13 protein-coding genes are annotated in these 16940 nt (G+C 64.2%); 9 read left to right on the top strand and 4 right to left on the bottom strand.

All coding sequences use genetic code 11. The annotated features are described in order from the left end of the window. Positions 1-290: 290 nt before the first annotated feature. On the top strand, positions 291-3170 hold the full coding sequence (locus tag HV770_RS20440; RefSeq protein WP_175162489.1) for a valine--tRNA ligase: 2880 nt from the start codon (positions 291-293) through the stop codon (positions 3168-3170). A 72-nt stretch (positions 3171-3242) separates the two neighbouring features. Beyond that, positions 3243-4124, top strand: a complete 882-nt coding sequence (gene galU / locus HV770_RS20445; protein WP_121315232.1) for a UTP--glucose-1-phosphate uridylyltransferase GalU — start codon at positions 3243-3245, stop codon at positions 4122-4124. Positions 4125-4259: 135 nt separating this feature from the next. Here galU and HV770_RS20450 read toward each other — a convergent pair whose 3' ends face one another. From HV770_RS20450 to HV770_RS20465, 4 genes are all read right to left on the bottom strand, one after another. Further along, complete coding sequence (locus tag HV770_RS20450; RefSeq protein WP_041746333.1) at positions 4260-4487, bottom strand: sulfurtransferase TusA family protein; 228 nt, start codon at positions 4485-4487, stop codon at positions 4260-4262. A 117-nt stretch (positions 4488-4604) separates the two neighbouring features. After that, entirely contained in the window at positions 4605-5645 is a 1041-nt protein-coding gene (locus tag HV770_RS20455; RefSeq protein ID WP_175162711.1) for a Gfo/Idh/MocA family oxidoreductase, read from the bottom strand. Next, a complete protein-coding gene (gene iolG / locus HV770_RS20460; RefSeq protein ID WP_175162490.1) occupies positions 5645-6661 on the bottom strand; it encodes an inositol 2-dehydrogenase in 1017 nt (338 codons plus the stop codon). The genes HV770_RS20455 and iolG overlap by 1 nt, the downstream gene beginning before the upstream one ends. After that, positions 6654-7535, bottom strand: coding sequence for a MurR/RpiR family transcriptional regulator (locus tag HV770_RS20465; protein WP_175162491.1), 882 nt, complete (start codon positions 7533-7535; stop codon positions 6654-6656). The genes iolG and HV770_RS20465 overlap by 8 nt, the downstream gene beginning before the upstream one ends. 274 nt (positions 7536-7809) lie before the next feature. Here HV770_RS20465 and HV770_RS20470 point away from each other — a divergent pair, with 274 nt between their 5' ends. The 7 genes from HV770_RS20470 (at position 7810) to iolB (ending at position 16850) form a co-directional block, all read left to right on the top strand. Continuing rightward, on the top strand, positions 7810-8856 hold the full coding sequence (locus tag HV770_RS20470) for a sugar ABC transporter substrate-binding protein (protein ID WP_175162492.1): 1047 nt from the start codon (positions 7810-7812) through the stop codon (positions 8854-8856). 145 nt (positions 8857-9001) lie between these two features. Then, the gene (locus HV770_RS20475; protein ID WP_175162493.1) at positions 9002-10171 is read left to right on the top strand and encodes an ABC transporter permease; all 1170 of its coding nucleotides are present in this window, start codon (positions 9002-9004) and stop codon (positions 10169-10171) included. Between the two features lie 13 nt (positions 10172-10184). Continuing rightward, positions 10185-11021 (top strand): ATP-binding cassette domain-containing protein, encoded by an 837-nt coding sequence (locus tag HV770_RS20480; RefSeq protein ID WP_175162494.1) that lies wholly within the window; start codon positions 10185-10187, stop codon positions 11019-11021. Between the two features lie 67 nt (positions 11022-11088). Then, a complete protein-coding gene (locus HV770_RS20485; protein ID WP_175162495.1) occupies positions 11089-13146 on the top strand; it encodes a bifunctional 5-dehydro-2-deoxygluconokinase/5-dehydro-2-deoxyphosphogluconate aldolase in 2058 nt (685 codons plus the stop codon). Then, positions 13143-15116 (top strand): 3D-(3,5/4)-trihydroxycyclohexane-1,2-dione acylhydrolase (decyclizing), encoded by a 1974-nt coding sequence (iolD, locus tag HV770_RS20490; protein ID WP_175162497.1) that lies wholly within the window; start codon positions 13143-13145, stop codon positions 15114-15116. Before HV770_RS20485 ends, iolD begins: the two co-directional genes overlap by 4 nt. A 10-nt stretch (positions 15117-15126) precedes the next feature. After that, entirely contained in the window at positions 15127-16053 is a 927-nt protein-coding gene (gene iolE, locus HV770_RS20495; protein ID WP_121315241.1) for a myo-inosose-2 dehydratase, read from the top strand. Continuing rightward, on the top strand, positions 16050-16850 hold the full coding sequence (gene iolB / locus HV770_RS20500) for a 5-deoxy-glucuronate isomerase (RefSeq protein ID WP_175162498.1): 801 nt from the start codon (positions 16050-16052) through the stop codon (positions 16848-16850). The genes iolE and iolB overlap by 4 nt, the downstream gene beginning before the upstream one ends. The last annotated feature ends 90 nt before the right edge of the window (positions 16851-16940 follow it).

Below are 16940 nucleotides of genomic sequence, written 5' to 3' on the forward strand. Positions count from 1 at the left end.
GGGCGCACCGATTCCAGATGTTCCACTACCTCCTCCAAGCCAAGGGACCCGCTTATGAGCTGGCGGTGTGAAGCCGCTTTCTTTGCCTACTTTCTTTGCGGCGGCAAAGAAAGTAGGTGCCGCCCCGCACAGGGGCAACGCTAATAGACCACCGCGACATCAAGGAAAGGCCAACCAAGAAAAGGCGAACACCCCAAAAGCCCACCCCCACCGCGCCGCGAGCAAAAATCCCCCACGGCCTTGCGCCGCTTATAATCGAGCATTCTTTGCATCCACCAGCCGATCGACACATGAGCGAGACCCCGAGCGACACCACCTCAACGCTTGCCAAAAGCTTCGAGCCCCACACCATCGAAGCCCACTGGGGCCCTGAATGGGAAAAGCGCGCCTACGCCGCGCCCTCCTTCGACGAAAACCGCAAGGATTTCTCGATCCAACTGCCGCCGCCGAACGTCACGGGCACCCTGCACATGGGCCATGCGTTCAACCAGACCATCATGGACGGCCTCACCCGCTATCACCGCATGCTCGGCGAAAACACGCTGTGGGTGCCGGGCACTGACCACGCGGGGATCGCCACGCAGATCGTCGTCGAGCGTCAACTGGACGCCACGGGCGTGTCGCGCCATGACCTCGGCCGCGAGAAGTTCGTCGAACGCGTGTGGGAGTGGAAGCAGCAGTCCGGCTCGACCATCACGAATCAGGTGCGCCGTCTGGGCGCGTCGATCGACTGGTCGCGCGAATACTTCACGATGGACGACAAGATGTCGGCCGCCGTGCGCGATGTGTTCGTGCGCCTCTATGAACAGGGCCTGATCTATCGCGGCAAGCGTCTCGTCAACTGGGACCCGGTGCTGCTCACCGCCGTGTCCGATCTCGAAGTGGTCAGCGAGGAAGAAAACGGCCACCTGTGGCACATCCAGTACCCGCTCACCGACGGCTCGGGCCATCTGACGGTCGCCACCACGCGTCCGGAAACCATGCTCGGCGACACCGCCGTGATGGTGCATCCGGAAGACGAACGCTACGCGCAGCTGATCGGCAAGACAGTCACGCTGCCGCTGTCGGGCCGCGAAGTGCCGATCATCGCCGACGACTACGTCGACCGCGAGTTCGGCACGGGCGTCGTGAAGGTCACGCCTGCGCACGACTTCAACGACTATCAGGTCGGCCTGCGCCACAAGCTGCCGATGATCGAGATCCTCACGCTCGACGCGAAGATCAACGACAACGCACCGGAAAAATACCGCGGCCTCGACCGATTCGAGGCCCGCAAGCAGGTGGTCGCCGACCTCGAAGCGCTCGGCGCGCTCGAATCGGTCAAGCCGCACAAGCTGATGGTGCCGCGCGGCGACCGCACCGGCGTCGTGATCGAGCCGATGCTGACGGACCAGTGGTTCGTCGCGATGAGCAAGCCGGCGCCGGAAGGCACTTTCAATCCGGGCAAATCGATCGCCGAGACGGCGCTCGACGTGGTCCGCAGCGGCGAGATCAGGTTCGTGCCGGAAAACTGGACCACCACGTACTACCAGTGGCTCGAAAACATCCAGGACTGGTGTATCTCGCGCCAGCTCTGGTGGGGTCATCAGATTCCGGCCTGGTACGGCGAAAACGGCGAAATCTTCGTCGCGAAGACCGAGGAAGGCGCCCGCGAAAAGGCCGCCGAGGCCGGCTACATGGGTCCGCTCAAGCGCGACGACGACGTGCTCGACACGTGGTTCTCGTCGGCGCTGGTGCCGTTCTCGTCGCTCGGCTGGCCGAACGAAACACCGGAACTGCAACACTTCATGCCGTCGTCGGTGCTGGTTACCGGCTTCGACATCATCTTCTTCTGGGTCGCGCGCATGGTCATGATGACCACGCACTTCACCGGCAAGGTGCCGTTCGACACGGTCTACGTGCACGGTCTCGTGCGCGACGCCGAAGGCCAGAAGATGTCGAAGAGCAAGGGCAATACGCTCGACCCGATCGATATCGTCGACGGTATCGACCTCGACGCGCTGGTCGCCAAGCGCACCACCGGCCTGATGAATCCGAAGCAGGCCGCGTCGATCGAAAAGAAAACCCGCAAGGAATTCCCCGACGGCATTCCGGCGTTCGGCACCGACGCGCTGCGCTTCACGATGGCGTCGATGGCCACGCTCGGGCGCAACGTCAACTTCGATCTGGCGCGCTGCGAAGGCTATCGCAACTTCTGCAACAAGCTGTGGAACGCCACGCGTTTCGTGCTGATGAACTGCGAAGGCCACGATTGCGGCTTCGGCAAGCCGGAACAATGCGGCGAATGCGGCCCTGAGGGCCATCTGAATTTCTCGTCGGCGGACCGCTGGATCGTCTCGCGCCTGCAACGTGTCGAAGCGGAAATTGCCAAGGGCTTTTCAGACTATCGTTTCGACAATGTGGCCAACGCCCTGTACAAGTTCGTGTGGGACGAATACTGTGACTGGTATCTCGAACTCGCGAAAGTGCAGATCCAGACGGGTCAGCCGAATCAGCAGCGCGCCACTCGCCGCACGCTGCTGCGCGTACTCGAGACGGTGCTGCGCCTCGCGCATCCGGTGATTCCTTTCATCACCGAAGCGTTGTGGCAGAAAGTGGCGCCGTTGGCCGGACGTTATCCCGAGGGTGCAGCCGAGGGCGACGCGTCCATCATGGTGCAGCCTTACCCCATCGCGGAGCCGTCGAAGATCGACGAGGATGCAGAGCAATGGGCAGCCGACCTGAAAGCGGTGATCGATGCGTGCCGGAATCTGCGCGGCGAAATGAATTTGTCGCCCGCGCTCAAGGTGCCGTTGCTCGCCACCGGCAACGCGGAGCGCCTGCGCACTTTTGCTCCGTATGCCCAGGCATTGGCGCGTTTGTCGGAAGTGCAGATCATCGCCGACGAGGCCGCGCTCGACGCTCAGGCGGATGGCGCGCCGATTGCTATCGTTGGCAATGATAAGCTCGTGCTGAAGGTCGAAATCGACGTTGCGGTCGAGCGCGAGCGTTTGTCGAAGGAGATTGCGCGGTTGAGCACCGAAGTCGGCAAATGCAATGCCAAATTGCAGAATGAAAGCTTCGTTGCGAAGGCGCCGCCGGCAGTCGTTGAGCAGGAGCAGAAAAGACTCACCGAATTCGAAGCCACCGTGGGCAAGCTGAAAGCCCAGCTGGCGCGCTTGCCGGTCTGATTAACGCTCCATGCCCGCCCCTGAGAGGGCGGGCATGGACTGATAGCTAACCAGAGGATGCAGGGTATTCACATGCTAAAAGTTACAAAAGCGGTCTTTCCGGTAGCAGGTCTCGGCACCCGCTTCCTGCCCGCCACGAAGGCGAGCCCGAAAGAAATGCTGCCGATCGTCGACAAGCCGCTGATTCAGTATGCGGTCGAAGAGGCAATGGCGGCAGGCATCACCGAAATGATCTTCGTCACGGGCCGCAGCAAGCGCGCAATCGAAGATCACTTCGACAAGTCCTACGAGATCGAAGCCGAACTGGAAGCGCGCGGCAAGGACAAACTGCTGGAGCTGGTGCGCAGCATCAAGCCGAGCCATGTCGACTGCTTCTACGTGCGTCAGGCGGAAGCGCTGGGCCTCGGCCATGCGGTGATGTGCGCGGAAAAGCTGGTGGGCGACAATCCGTTCGCCGTGATTCTCGCGGACGACCTGCTGTACGGCACGCCGCCCGTCATGACGCAGATGATCGAGGTGTTCGACCATTATCACAGCTCGGTGATCGGCGTCGAAGAAATCCCGCCGCAGGAAACCAAGTCGTACGGCATCGTCGACGGTAAGGAGTGGGAAGATTCGATCATCAAGATGTCGGGCATCGTCGAAAAGCCGGAGCCGGATGTGGCGCCGTCGAACCTCGGCGTGGTGGGGCGCTACGTGCTCAAGCCGCGTATCTTCGACCACCTTCGCTCGATCAAGCCGGGCGCGGGCGGTGAATTGCAGCTGACCGACGCGATCCAGTCGCTGCTCGCCGACGAACAGGTGCTCGCGTACAAGTACCACGGCACGCGTTTCGATTGCGGCAGCAAGCTCGGTTACCTGAAGGCGACGGTTGAGTTCGCGCTGCGTCACCCGGAAGTGGCCGCTGATTTCGCCGAATACCTGCGTACCCGTTCGCCGGTTCTGGAGGGTTGAACGGCGCTTGCGCGCGCGTCTTCCGGTTTCCTCGAACTGAAATGAAAAAGGCGCTGTGTCCCGCATTCGCGGGCACAGCGCCTTTTGCTTGAGGCGTGCGTGTTCGAGCGCCGTGAGCGCCGTGGCTTGCGCGGCCTAGCGCCGTTTCATCAGGAACGTGAACACCTTGTCTTGCGCCGAGCTTTCGACGATTTCATTGCCGGTTTGCTTGGCAAACGCGGCGAAATCGCGCTGCGAGCCCGGATCGGTGGCCAGCACCTTGAGAATCTGGCCGCTTTCCATGTCGGCGAGCGCCTTCTTGGCGCGCAAAATGGGCAGCGGGCACATCAGCCCGCGCGCATCGACTTCCTTGTGAATCTGAATTTGCATCGACGATGACCTTCGGGACGAGGCGTCGTGAACGACGCCGGACAGAGGGTCAAATTCTACAGCAGGCCGCGCGTCGCCGCCCGAGGCGACACCGGCGCGCTGATGGCCGTGCTATAGCGTCACCGCCTCGCCGCTTTCCAGCGACCGTCGTAACGCGATGCCGATGCGCGTCGCTTCCAGCGCGTCGGCCAGACTCGCTCCCGCCTGCGCGTGTGCCGCGGCCCCGCCCTGCGCCGCCGCGACGAACGCACGCGCCTCGTGCAAAAACGCTTCTTCGAAGCGATCGAAGAAGTTCGGCGTGCATTCGTTGCGAATCCCCGTCGCGTCGTATATCTCGACGCGATTCGCGCGCGGATTGTGACCGATCGCGAGCGCACCAGCCGTGCCGATTACTTCGCTGTGCGTGTCGTTGCCGTGCGCCTGCGTGCGCGACGCGTAGAACATCGCGAGCTTGCCGTCTTCGAACTCGCAGATCGCCACGCCGTTGTCGACGTCGCCGAATTGACGCAGGCCATCGTGCAGCGCGAGCGCGCCCGCCGCGAACACGCGTTTCGCGCGCGGCTTGCCGAGCAGCCAGCGGGCGACGTCGATATCGTGCACGGTGCAGTCGAGGAAGATCCCGCCCGAGCTTGCCGCGAAGCGCACGAAGAAGCCGTCGGTGTCGTTCCTGTCGGTGGTCTGCGAGCGCACGAGGAACGGTCGGCCGATCCGGCCCGCCGCGATTCTGTCGAACGCATTCTGGTAGCTCGGATCGAAACGGCGCATGAAGCCGATGGTCGCCTGCAGATGCGGATGCCGTGCGGCTTCGGCGAGCACGCGCTCGCATTCGGCGAGATCGAGCGACAACGGTTTTTCGCAGAACACATGCTTGCCGGCGCGCAACGCGTCGATGATCTGCTGCGCGTGCAACGACGACGGCGTCACGAGCCACACCGCGTCCACACCGGGATCGGCGAGCAGGTCCGCGTAATCGGCGTAAAGACGCGGCTCGGGCAGCGTCTCGCGCGCCCACGCCCGCTCGTCTTCCAGCGGACTGCACGCGGCGGCGAGCGTCGCGCCCGGCACACGATACGCGAGGTTCTCCGCATGCCGCTTGCCGAGCCGCCCCAGCCCGACTACGCCGACGCGAAGCCGCTGCGTGGCCGGCTTCATCACGAGGCCTCGCCGAGTGTGACCGCTCGGCCCTCGCGCCACGAGCGGGTCGCGGCGTCCGCGAGTTCGAGTGCTTTCAGGCCGTCGGCGACGGTCGTGCGCACCGGCTTGCCGTGCGTGACCGCGTCGACGAAATGCGCGATTTCGAGCGCGTAGGCCGCGCGATAACGTTCGAGAAAAAACGCCTCGGGCACGTCGCTCGACACTTCAGTCTTCGAGTACGCGGTGACTTCGGTCGGCCGCACGTTGCCCGCTTGCAGCATGCCGTTACTGCCGAGCACTTCGAAACGCTGGTCGTAGCCGTACGCGGCGCGGCGCGCGGTGTTGATCTGGCAAAGGCGCCCGCGCTTCGTGCGGATCGTCACCGCGGTCGAATCGATGTCGCCCGCGTCGGCGATCGCCGGGTCGCTCAGACAACTGCCGGTGGCGTGCAGCGTGTCGGCCTCATCGTCGAGAATCCAGCGGAAGATGTCAAAGTCGTGGATCAGCATGTCCTTGAAGATGCCGCCCGAGTGCCTGATGTAGTCGACGGGCGGCGCGCCCGGATCGCGGCTCGTCACGACAAGCATTTCCGGCGTGCCGATCTCGCCCGCGTCGACGCGCGCTTTCAACGCGGAGAAGGTCGGATCGAAGCGGCGCTGAAAACCGATCATGCACACGATGCCCGCGCGCTCCACTGCGTCCGCGCAAACCCGCGCGCGCTCCAGCGTCAGGTCGACCGGCTTCTCGCAAAACACATGCTTTTTCTGCGCGGCCGATTGGACGATCAGGTCCGCATGCGTGTCCGTGCTCGAACAGATCACGGTCGCACCCACCGCGGCGTCGCCCATCGCGCCGTCGATATCCGCGACCTGCGCGCCATGCTCGGCGGCGAGCGCCGCGGCGGCCTCGCGATTCACGTCGACCACGTACTTGAGGCGCACGCCCGGATGCCGCGCGAGATTGGCCGCATGAATCTTGCCGATGCGCCCCGCGCCGAATACCGCCACATCGATTCTGTTTGCCGCGTCAGTCATCGTATCCTCCAGTGTCTTTGGATTCTTCAACATTCAATTCGAGCTTGTACGCGAGCGCGATGAACAACGCCTGGCACAGGCAGATCGTGCTGGTCAGCGAGCGAAACGCGAACGCGCTGCCCTCTTTCACATACAGTTGGGTGCTCGCGTAGCGCGACAGCGGCGATAGTTGGCTGTCCGTAATAACCAGCGTCTTCGCCTGATGATGATGCGCGACGCGCAGGCAGTACTGCGTTTCCTTGCCATACGGCGCAAAGCTGATGGCGATTACTACGTCGCCCTTCTTCACGCTGCGAATCTGTTCGCGGTACATGCCGCCGAAGCCGGACACGAGATGCACGCGCTTGGGCGTGTGCTGCAACGCGTAGACGATGTAGCTCGCCACCGGAAACGAGCGCCGCACGCCGACCACATAGATGTTGTCGGCCTGCTGGAGCATCTTCACCGCGGCGTCGAACTGCCTGTCGTCGAGTCCTGCTTCGAGTTCTTCGAGCCCGCCGCGCGACGCCGCGATGAATTCGCGCGCCACCGCGCCGCCGGACAACGCGCCCGGCTTCTCGTCGATCAGCTTGCGAATGCGCTGCTGATAGCTCGGCGAGGACATGCCCTGCCCCGTGTACGCCTGACGAAATACCGCCTGCAGATCGGAGAAGCCGGAAAAGCCGAAGCGCTGCGCAAACCGCACCACCGCCGACGGATGCACGCCGCAACTCGCGGCGATGTCGCTCGTGCGGTCCACCATCACGCTCGAGCGGTTCTGTTCGATATAGCTCGCGACGTTCTTCAATTGCCGCGGCAACGCCTCGTAGTTTTCCGCGATGCGCTGCATCAATTCGTCGACGCTCGGCAATTCCTCGGTGCTCTCTTCCGCCATGACTCTCTCTCAAGTGCTTTATTGCAGTGCGGCAGCCGCTTGCGAAGGTCGCCGCACGGCCTCCGACGCTGCCGATTATAGGCAGGCTCCCCACCAAATGGAACGTATTTTCCATTTTTATTTGTCATGAAATTTTCATTGCAACGCCACGGCAGATGACCTACTCTTGGTCGTGAGCGATGGTGCTCGGTGGACCTGCCGCGGTCAGTATGCGGATGGAAAGCCGCCCGCCAGACGCTCCCTCAATAACGACAGACCGAGAAAGGTGGAGACAATGAGACTTTGCAAGGGCAAGGCTACGCTCAGGGTTCTGGTGACGGCGTTGACGTTGGCGACGGGATTCGGCGCGGCCTCGGCCGCCCGCGCGGCGGACGCTCACTTCGTGCTGATCAGCCACGCGCCGGATTCGGACTCGTGGTGGAACACCATCAAGAACGCGATTAAACAGGCCGACGAGGATTTCAACGTCGAGACCGACTATCGCAATCCGCCGAACGGCGACATCGCCGATATGGCGCGTCTGGTCGAGCAGGCTGCCGCGCGCAATTACGACGGCGTGATCGTCACCATCGCCGATTTCGACGTGCTGAAAAGCTCGATCGGCAAAGTGACCGCGAAAAAGATTCCGCTCGTCACGATCAACTCCGGCACCGAAGAGCAAAGCGCGCAGCTCGGCGCGATCATGCACGTGGGCCAACCCGAATACGTGGCCGGCAAAGCGGCCGGCGAAAAGGCCAAGGCCGCGGGCGTGAAGTCGTTCGTGTGCGTGAATCACCTCGCCACCAACACCGTGTCGTTCGACCGTTGCCGTGGTTTTGCCGAGGCGATCGGCGTCGACTACAAGACCTCGACGATCGACTCGGGCCAGGACCCGACCGAGATTCAATCGAAGGTCAGCGCATTTTTGCGCAACCATCCGAACACCGGCGCGATCCTGACGCTCGGACCGACCCCGGCGTCGGCCACATTGAAAGCGGTGCAGCAGATGGGTCTGGCCGGCAAGATCTACTTCGCCACTTTCGACTTCTCCGACGACATCGCGAAGGCCATCCAGAACGGCACGATCCAGTTCGCGATCGACCAGCAGCCGTACCTGCAGGGCTATATCCCGGTGGCCGTGCTGGCGATCGTGAAGAAGGAGCACACCACCGACCCCGTGAAGATCCGCCAGATTCTCGAAGCGAATCCGAAGTTCAAGGCGCGCCTCGCCATCTATGGCCTCGCGCCGTCGTATGGGCCGAAGAACATCCGCTCGGGGCCGGGCTTCATCACGAAGGAAAACCTCGACAAGGTCATCAAATACGCAGGGCAGTATCGCTGATTTTTTTCCCTAGCCAGTCACGCGCGAGGCGGGTCACGCTCGACGTCGGAGCGGGTCGCCCGCCGCCCGCGCGCATTTCACCGGCTGTCGTCCTCTCAGTGCATCCCCGCCTGCCAGAGACGCAACCGGGCACCAAGGAGACATCATGGGTGTAGCCGGCAAACACTTCCCACCGCACGTCAAGACCACTGCCGCCGCGCCGCGCGAGAACGCCGCGCCGTCGGTGCCGGATGCGGATGAACGCGTGCGCAAGGAATCGAAGTTCGGTCACTTGCTGAATCGCCCGGAATTCGCCGCGATTTCCGGCGCAGTGCTGGTGTTTCTCGTATTCGCGTTGAGCGCCGGCAACTCCGGCATGTTCAATCTCGACGGCGTGATGAACTGGTCGCAGGTGTCGGCGTATTTGGGCATCCTGTCGGTGGGCGCGTGCCTGCTGATGATCGCCGGTGAATTCGATCTGTCGATCGGCTCGATGATCGGCTTCGCCGGCATGATGGTCGCGATTCCGTCGGTCTATTTTCATTGGCCGATTTCGCTCGCGATCCTGTTCGCGTTCGCCGGCTCGATGCTGCTCGGCGCGCTGAACGGCTATCTGGTAATGCGCACGCGCCTGCCGTCGTTCATCGTCACGCTCGCGTTCCTGTTCATCCTGCGTGGCCTCACGCTCGCGCTGTCGATCATGTTCGCCGACCGCACCATCGTCTCGGGCGTCGGCGATCTCGCGCAACAGGACTGGCTCGCGAACACGCTGTTTCACGGCGTCGCCTTTCACGGCCTGTTCCTGATGCTCGCGCATCACGGCATCGGCACGCTGCTCGACAACGGCCATGCGCTCGTGCCGGGCATTCCAAAAGTGATTCTGTGGTGGCTCGCGCTCGCCGCGATCTGCGCGTTCGTGCTCGCCAAAACGCGTGCCGGCAACTGGATTCTCGCCGTGGGCGGCGACGCGAACGCGGCGAAGAACGTCGGCGTGCCGGTGCGCCGCGTGAAGATTTCGCTGTTCGTGCTGACTGCGTTCTGCTCGTGCCTGTTCGCGGTGCTGCAAGTGTGCGACATCGGCTCGGCCGCCGCCGATCGTGGCTTGCAGAAGGAGTTCGAAGCGATCATCGCCGCGGTGATCGGCGGCACGCTGCTGACGGGCGGCTACGGTTCGGTGATCGGCGCATGTTTCGGCGCGCTGATCTTCGGCGTGGTGCAAATCGGCATCACGTACACCAACGTCAGTTCGGACTGGTTCCGCGTGTTCCTCGGCGTGATGCTGCTGATCGCCGTGCTGTTCAATCACTACGTGCGCCGTCGCGTCGCGCAGTCGTAACGAGGAGACGATCATGTCCGACACGAATACCGTGACCCCGCCGCAGGATGCCAACGAAGCGCCCAGCGACGACGTGATCCTCGCGCTGGAAAACGTCAGCAAGTACTTCGGCAAGGTGATCGCGTTAAGCGGCGTAACCTTGCGTCTGAAACGCGGCGAAGTGCACTGCCTGCTCGGCGACAACGGCGCGGGCAAATCGACGCTGATCAAGACCCTGGCCGGTGTGCATCAGCCCTCCTCCGGTCAGTATTTGGTGGACGGCCAGCCGGTGCTGTTCGACTCGCCGAAAGACGCGCTCGATCTCGGCATTGCCACCGTCTATCAGGATCTCGCGCTGGTGCCGCTACTCTCGGTGGCACGCAATTTCTTCATGGGACGCGAGCCGCAGAAGAAATTGTTCGGCTTCCTGAAGGTGATGGACCTCGACACCAGCGCCGCGACCGCGCGCGACAAACTAGCGGAAATGGGCATCAACGTGCGCGACCCGCATCAGCCGATCGGCACGATGTCCGGCGGCGAGCGGCAGTGCCTCGCGATTGCGCGGGCGATTCATTTTGGCGCGCGCGTGCTGATTCTCGACGAGCCGACCGCCGCGCTCGGCGTGAAGCAGAGCTTCAACGTGCTGAAGCTGATTCACAAGGCGCGCGCCAAAGGCATCTCGGTGATTTTCATCACGCACAACGTGCACCACGCGTATCCGATCGGCGATTCGTTCACGCTGCTCAATCGCGGCAGATCGCTCGGCACGTTCACCAAGGACACGATCAGCAAGGACCAGGTGCTCGACATGATGGCCGGCGGCGCCGAAATGCAGAAGATGATCGGCGAACTGGAAGGCGCGACGATCTGACCGATTCGCGCGTGTCGTGCGGCGCCTCGCCCGCCGGTGACACGCGCCCAGCTATTCAGGGATACTCATGGATCACTCCAGCACATCCAGCGGGACCACGCCGGCTTCGGCGGACAGCGGACGGTTCGCGCCGGAGCGCAGCCGCGACATCGTGTGCCTCGGCCGCCTCGCTGTCGACCTCTATGCCCAGCAGGTCGGCGCGCGGCTCGAAGACGTGTCGAGCTTCGCAAAGTATCTCGGCGGGTCGTCGGCGAATATTGCGTTCGGCTGCGCGCGGCTCGGGCTCGCCTCGGCGATGCTCGCGCGCGTCGGCAACGATCACATGGGGCGTTTTCTCACCGAAACGCTCGCCAAGGAAGGTTGCGACGTCAGCCACGTGCGGATCGATCACGAGCGCCTGACCGCGCTAGTGCTGCTCGGCCTTAAAGATCGCGACACGTTCCCGCTGATTTTCTACCGCGAGAACTGCGCGGACATGGCCGTCGACGAAGCCGATTTCGACGAAGCATTCATCGCGTCGTCGAAGGCGCTGCTGATTACCGGCACGCACTTCTCGACCGAACAGGTGAACCGCACGAGCCGCCGCGCGCTCGACTACGCGCGCCGCAATCGGGTGCGCACGGTGCTCGATATCGACTATCGGCCGGTGTTGTGGGGGCTTACCGGCAAGGCGGACGGCGAGACCCGTTTCATCGCGAGCGAAGGCGTCTCCGCGCATTTGCAAAGCATGCTGCCGCTGTTCGATCTGGTGATCGGCACCGAGGAAGAGTTTCGCATCGCCGGCGGCAAAACCGAACTTGCCGACGCGCTCGCGGCGGTGCGCGCCGTCACGCCCGCGACGCTGGTGTTAAAGCGCGGGCCGCTCGGCTGCCAGATCATCGACGGCGCGGTGCCCGCTTCGCTCGACGCCGCACCGCTTCACGGTGGCGTCGAAGTCGAAGTGCTGAACGTTCTCGGCGCGGGTGACGCCTTCGCGTCCGGCTTTCTCTCCGGATGGCTGCGCGATGAGCCGCTCGAAGCCTGCGCGCGCGCGGCGAATGCGAGCGGTGCGCTGGTCGTGTCGCGACATGGATGCGCACCGGCCATGCCGACGCCGGCCGAACTCGACTACTTCCTGCGCGAAGCGAAAGCCGATCCGCAACGGATGCGCCGCCCCGATCTCGACGCGACGCTCGCGCGTCTGCATCGCGTGTCGCCCGCTCGCAAGCCGTGGCGCGAAGTGCTCGGATTCGCATTCGATCATCGCAACCAGTTCTTCGAACTCGCGCAGCAAACCGGCGCCGACGAAGCACGTATCGCGCGGCTGAAGGGGCTGTTCGTCGAAGCCGTCGCACAGACCGAAAGCGCGTTGAGCTTGCAGGATCGCATCGGCGTACTGATCGACGACCGCTACGGCCAGGACGCGCTGAACGCCGCCACTGGCCGTGGCTGGTGGATCGGCCGCCCGGTCGAATTGCCGGGTTCGGTGCCGCTGGTGTTCGATCATGGCCGCTCGATCGGCACGTCGCTGATCGCGTGGCCCCAGGAACACGTCGTCAAATGCCTCGTGCAGTTCCATCCCGACGAGCCCATCGAACAGCGGCTCGAACAGGAAGCGCAACTGCGCGCGCTCTACGACGCGGCGCAGGCGAGCGGCCATGAACTGCTGCTCGAAGTGATTCCGCCGAAGCACGCGCATCTGCCTCAGGCGCCGGATATCGTGTACCGCGCGTTGAAGCGGCTGTACAACATCGGCATCTATCCGGAGTGGTGGAAGCTCGAACCGATGGACGCCGCGCAATGGCAGGCCGTCGACGCGCTGATCGCCGAGCGTGATCCGTATTGCCGGGGCGTGGTGCTGCTGGGCTTGTCGGCGGGCGTCGAGCAATTGAACGAGGGCTTTCGCGCGGCCGCCCGATCGGCCACGTGCCGAGGCTTCACGGTGGGCCGCACTATCTTCCACGAACCGAGCCATGCATGGCTCGCCGGCGACATCGGCGATGACGAATTGATCGCGCGCGTGCGCCATACTTTCGAAACGCTGATCGCGTCATGGCGCGCGGCGCGTGACGCGAGCGCCGGCAACGGCGGCAACCCACCGGCGGCAGGCGCATCGAATCACGTTCATCAGGAGCAGGCGGCATGAACCAGCGCGCAATGCACAATGAGCATCACGACGCGGCGTCCGCAGGCGCCGCCACGCCAGCGCGCACGTCCTCGAGCGGCACCGTCCGTCTGACGACGGCCCAGGCGCTCGTGCGCTATCTCGCCGCGCAGCGCGTGACGACCGAAGACGGCAACGGCACCGAGCCGCTGTTCGGCGGCGTGTTCGCGATCTTCGGCCACGGCAATGTCGCGGGCATGGGCGAGGCGCTCTACCAGCATCGCGAGGAACTGCCCACGCTGCGCGCCCACAACGAACAGGCGATGGCGCACAGCGCGATTGCCTATGCGAAGGCGCATTTCCGCCGCCGCATGATGGCAGTCACCACGTCGATCGGACCCGGTGCAACCAATCTGCTGACGGCTGCGGCGCTCGCGCACGTGAACCGTCTGCCGGTACTGTTGCTGCCGGGCGATATCTTCGTCTCGCGCGCACCCGACCCTGTGTTGCAGCAGGTCGAGGATTTCAACGACGGCGGCGTCTCCGCGAACGACGCCTTCAAACCGGTATCGCGTTACTTCGACCGTATCGTGCATCCCGCGCAATTGCTCAGCGCGCTGCCGCGTGCGCTGCGCGTACTGACCGACGCGGCGTTGTGCGGCCCCGTCACGCTCGCGTTGCCGCAAGACGTGCAGGCGCAAGCGTGGGATTTCCCGGCGGATTTCTTTGCTGCGCGCGTCGTGCGCTTTCATGCGCCGGCGCCGCGCGTCGACGAACTCGACGCCGCGTGTGCGCGCCTGCGGCACGCGAAACGTCCGTTGATCGTCGCGGGCGGCGGTGTGCTCTACAGCGGCGCGGCCGATGCATTGCACCGCTTCGCGACCACGCACGGCATCCCGGTCGCGGAGACGCAGGCCGGTAAGAGTTCGCTCGCGTGGAACGATCCGCTGAACGCGGGCGCCTTGGGCGTGACCGGCTCGCCGGCCGCGAACGCACTCGCGCATGATGCGGACTGCGTGCTCGCGATCGGCACCCGCTTGCAGGACTTCACCACCGGCTCGAACACGCTGTTCACGCAGGCCGACGTAATCGCCATCAATGCGAACGCGTTCGACGGCCTCAAGCATCGCGCGCTGGTGGTCGAAGCGGACGCGCGGCTCGCGCTCGACGCCGTCGCCGAGGCGCTGCAAGGCTGGCATGCGGAGCGCACGTGGACCGCGCGCGCACACAAGCTCGCGTCCGGCTGGCGCGAGACGGTCGGCACGCTCACGCATGCGCCGCAGCGCGACACCGTGCTGCCTTACGAGGGCGATGTGATCGGCGCGGTGCAGCGTTCGAGTCCGCACTCCGCGACGCACGACATCGTGGTATGCGCGGCCGGCACCCTGCCCGCCGAATTGCACAAACTGTGGCGCGCCGGCAAGCCGGGCGCGTACCACGTCGAGTATGGCTATTCGTGCATGGGCTACGAGATCGCCGGCGGCCTCGGCGTGAAACTCGCGCGGCCGGAGCGCGACGTGATCGTCATACTCGGCGACGGCAGCTATCTGATGATGAACAGCGAGATCGCGACCTCGGTGATGCTCGGCGCGAAACTGATTATCGTGGTGCTCGACAATCGCGGCTTCGGCTGCATCAACCGCTTGCAACAGGCATGCGGCGGCGCACCGTTCAACAATCTGCTCGAGAACTGCGTGCAAGGGCCGCTCGGCGCGCCGCCCATCGACTTCGCCGCGCATGCGCGCTCGCTCGGCGCGCAGGCCGAACATGCCGCCAATATCGCCGAACTCGAAGCCGCGCTGCAACGCGCGCGCGCCGCGGATCGCACCTACGTGATCAGCATCGACACCGACCCGGCCCGCACCACCGACGACGGCGGCTGGTGGTGGGAAGTCGCCGTGCCCGAAGTGTCGTCGCGCGACACCGTGCGCGACGCACGCGCGCAATACGACGCACAGCTCGCCGCGCGCGCCGACCCGCCCGGCTCCGACGAACCCGCCGACCACGAATGAGGACACGCGCATGACTGCTTTCGAGGTACGCATCGGCATCAACCCGTTGTCGTGGATGAACGACGATCTGCCGTCGCTCGGCGGCGAGACGCCGCTCGACGTTGCGCTCACGGAAGGCCGCCGGATCGGCTATCAGGGTTTCGAACTCGGCAACAAGTTTCCGCGCGAGCCGCAGGCGCTGAAAACGCTGCTCGCGCAGTACGATCTCGCGCTGGTCTCCGGCTGGTACTCGGGACGCCTCGCGCGACGCAGCGTCGAAGAAGAAATCGCCGCGGTCGGCCCGCATCTCGAGCTGCTCGCGCAAAACGGCGCGACGGTGATGGTGTACGGCGAAGTCGCCGATTCGATACAGGGCGCGCCGCAGCCGCTCTATCAACGGCCGCGCTTTTTCAGCGACGCGCAGTGGGCCGCCTATGCAGCGCGCGTCGACGAATTCGCGCGTTATACGTTAAGCCGCGGCGTGCGGCTCGCTTACCATCATCATATGGGCGCGTATGTCGAGACACCCGCCGACGTCGATCAACTGATGGCGCGCACCGGCGATGCCGTGGGCCTGCTGTTCGACGCCGGGCATATCACGTTTGCCGGCGGTGATCCGCTCGCGGTGCTCGACAAACATATCGCACGGGTGTGCCACGTGCACTGCAAGGATGTGCGCCCTGCCGTGATGAAGCTCGCGCGCAATCGCAACTGGAGTTTTCTCGACGCGGTGATTGCCGGCGCGTTCACCGTGCCAGGCGACGGTGCGGTGAATTTCGCGGCGATCATCGAGCGTCTGAAGCGGCACGGTTATTGCGGCTGGCTGGTGGTCGAGGCAGAACAGGACCCGGTGGTGGCGCCGTCGTTCGACTACGCGCAAAAGGGCTACCTGAGCTTGCGTGCGTTGGTGGATGCGCCGCTCGACACCGCAAACACAACGACGAAGGAGGCAGCATGAGCTTATTGGTCAAAGCACAGAGCGAAGGCCAGACGATCGCGCGAGTGACGCCGCAGTCCGCATGCTGGCGCTACGTGGGCTTCGCTGCGTATCGCCTGGAGACGAACGAAGTCGTGCACGTGCTCGAAGCGTCGCGCGAAGTGTGCATCGTCGTGCTCACCGGTGCGGTGGATATCGAAACCGCCGACGCCACGTGGAGCTCGCTCGGCTCACGCGACAGCGTGTTCGAAGATGCCGCGCCATATGCGGTGTATCTGCCGCCCAACGTGCGCGCGACGGTACGCGCGTGCCGCGATGCGGAGATCGGCGTGGCGAGCGCGCCGGCCAAAGGCGAGTTTCCGGCTCGCCTGATCGAACCGGCCACCATGAAGCGCTCCACGCGCGGCAAAGGCCTGAATACGCGCTACGTCTGCGATATTCTTCCGCAGAGCGAGCCCGCCGAGTCGCTGCTCGTGGTGGAAGTCCGAACACCGGGCGGCCACGCGTCGAGCTATCCGCCGCATAAGCACGACACCGACAACGTCCCTCAGGAAAGCTCGCTCGAAGAGACTTACTATCACCGGCTAGATCCGCCGCAAGGGTTCGCGTTCCAGCGCGTGTACACCGACATGCGCGACATCGACGAATCGATGGCGGTGGAGAATCACGACGTCGTGATGGTGCCGCGCGGCTATCACCCGGTGGTCGTGCCGTATGGCTACGACTCGTACTATCTGAACGTGATGGCCGGCGCGCAACGGGTCTGGCATTTTCGCAACGACCCCGCCCACGAGTGGATCATTAATAAGGAGGCTTGATCGTTTCGTCCGCATTGCGCGGGAGAAACATGCCCCCTACTTTTGCGCTGCCAGATCGGCACTCGAGCCGCCGGAAGCCGCTGCAAAGCG

Source organism: Paraburkholderia fynbosensis, from assembly GCF_902859935.1.
Taxonomy (GTDB): Bacteria; Pseudomonadota; Gammaproteobacteria; order Burkholderiales; family Burkholderiaceae; genus Paraburkholderia; species Paraburkholderia fynbosensis.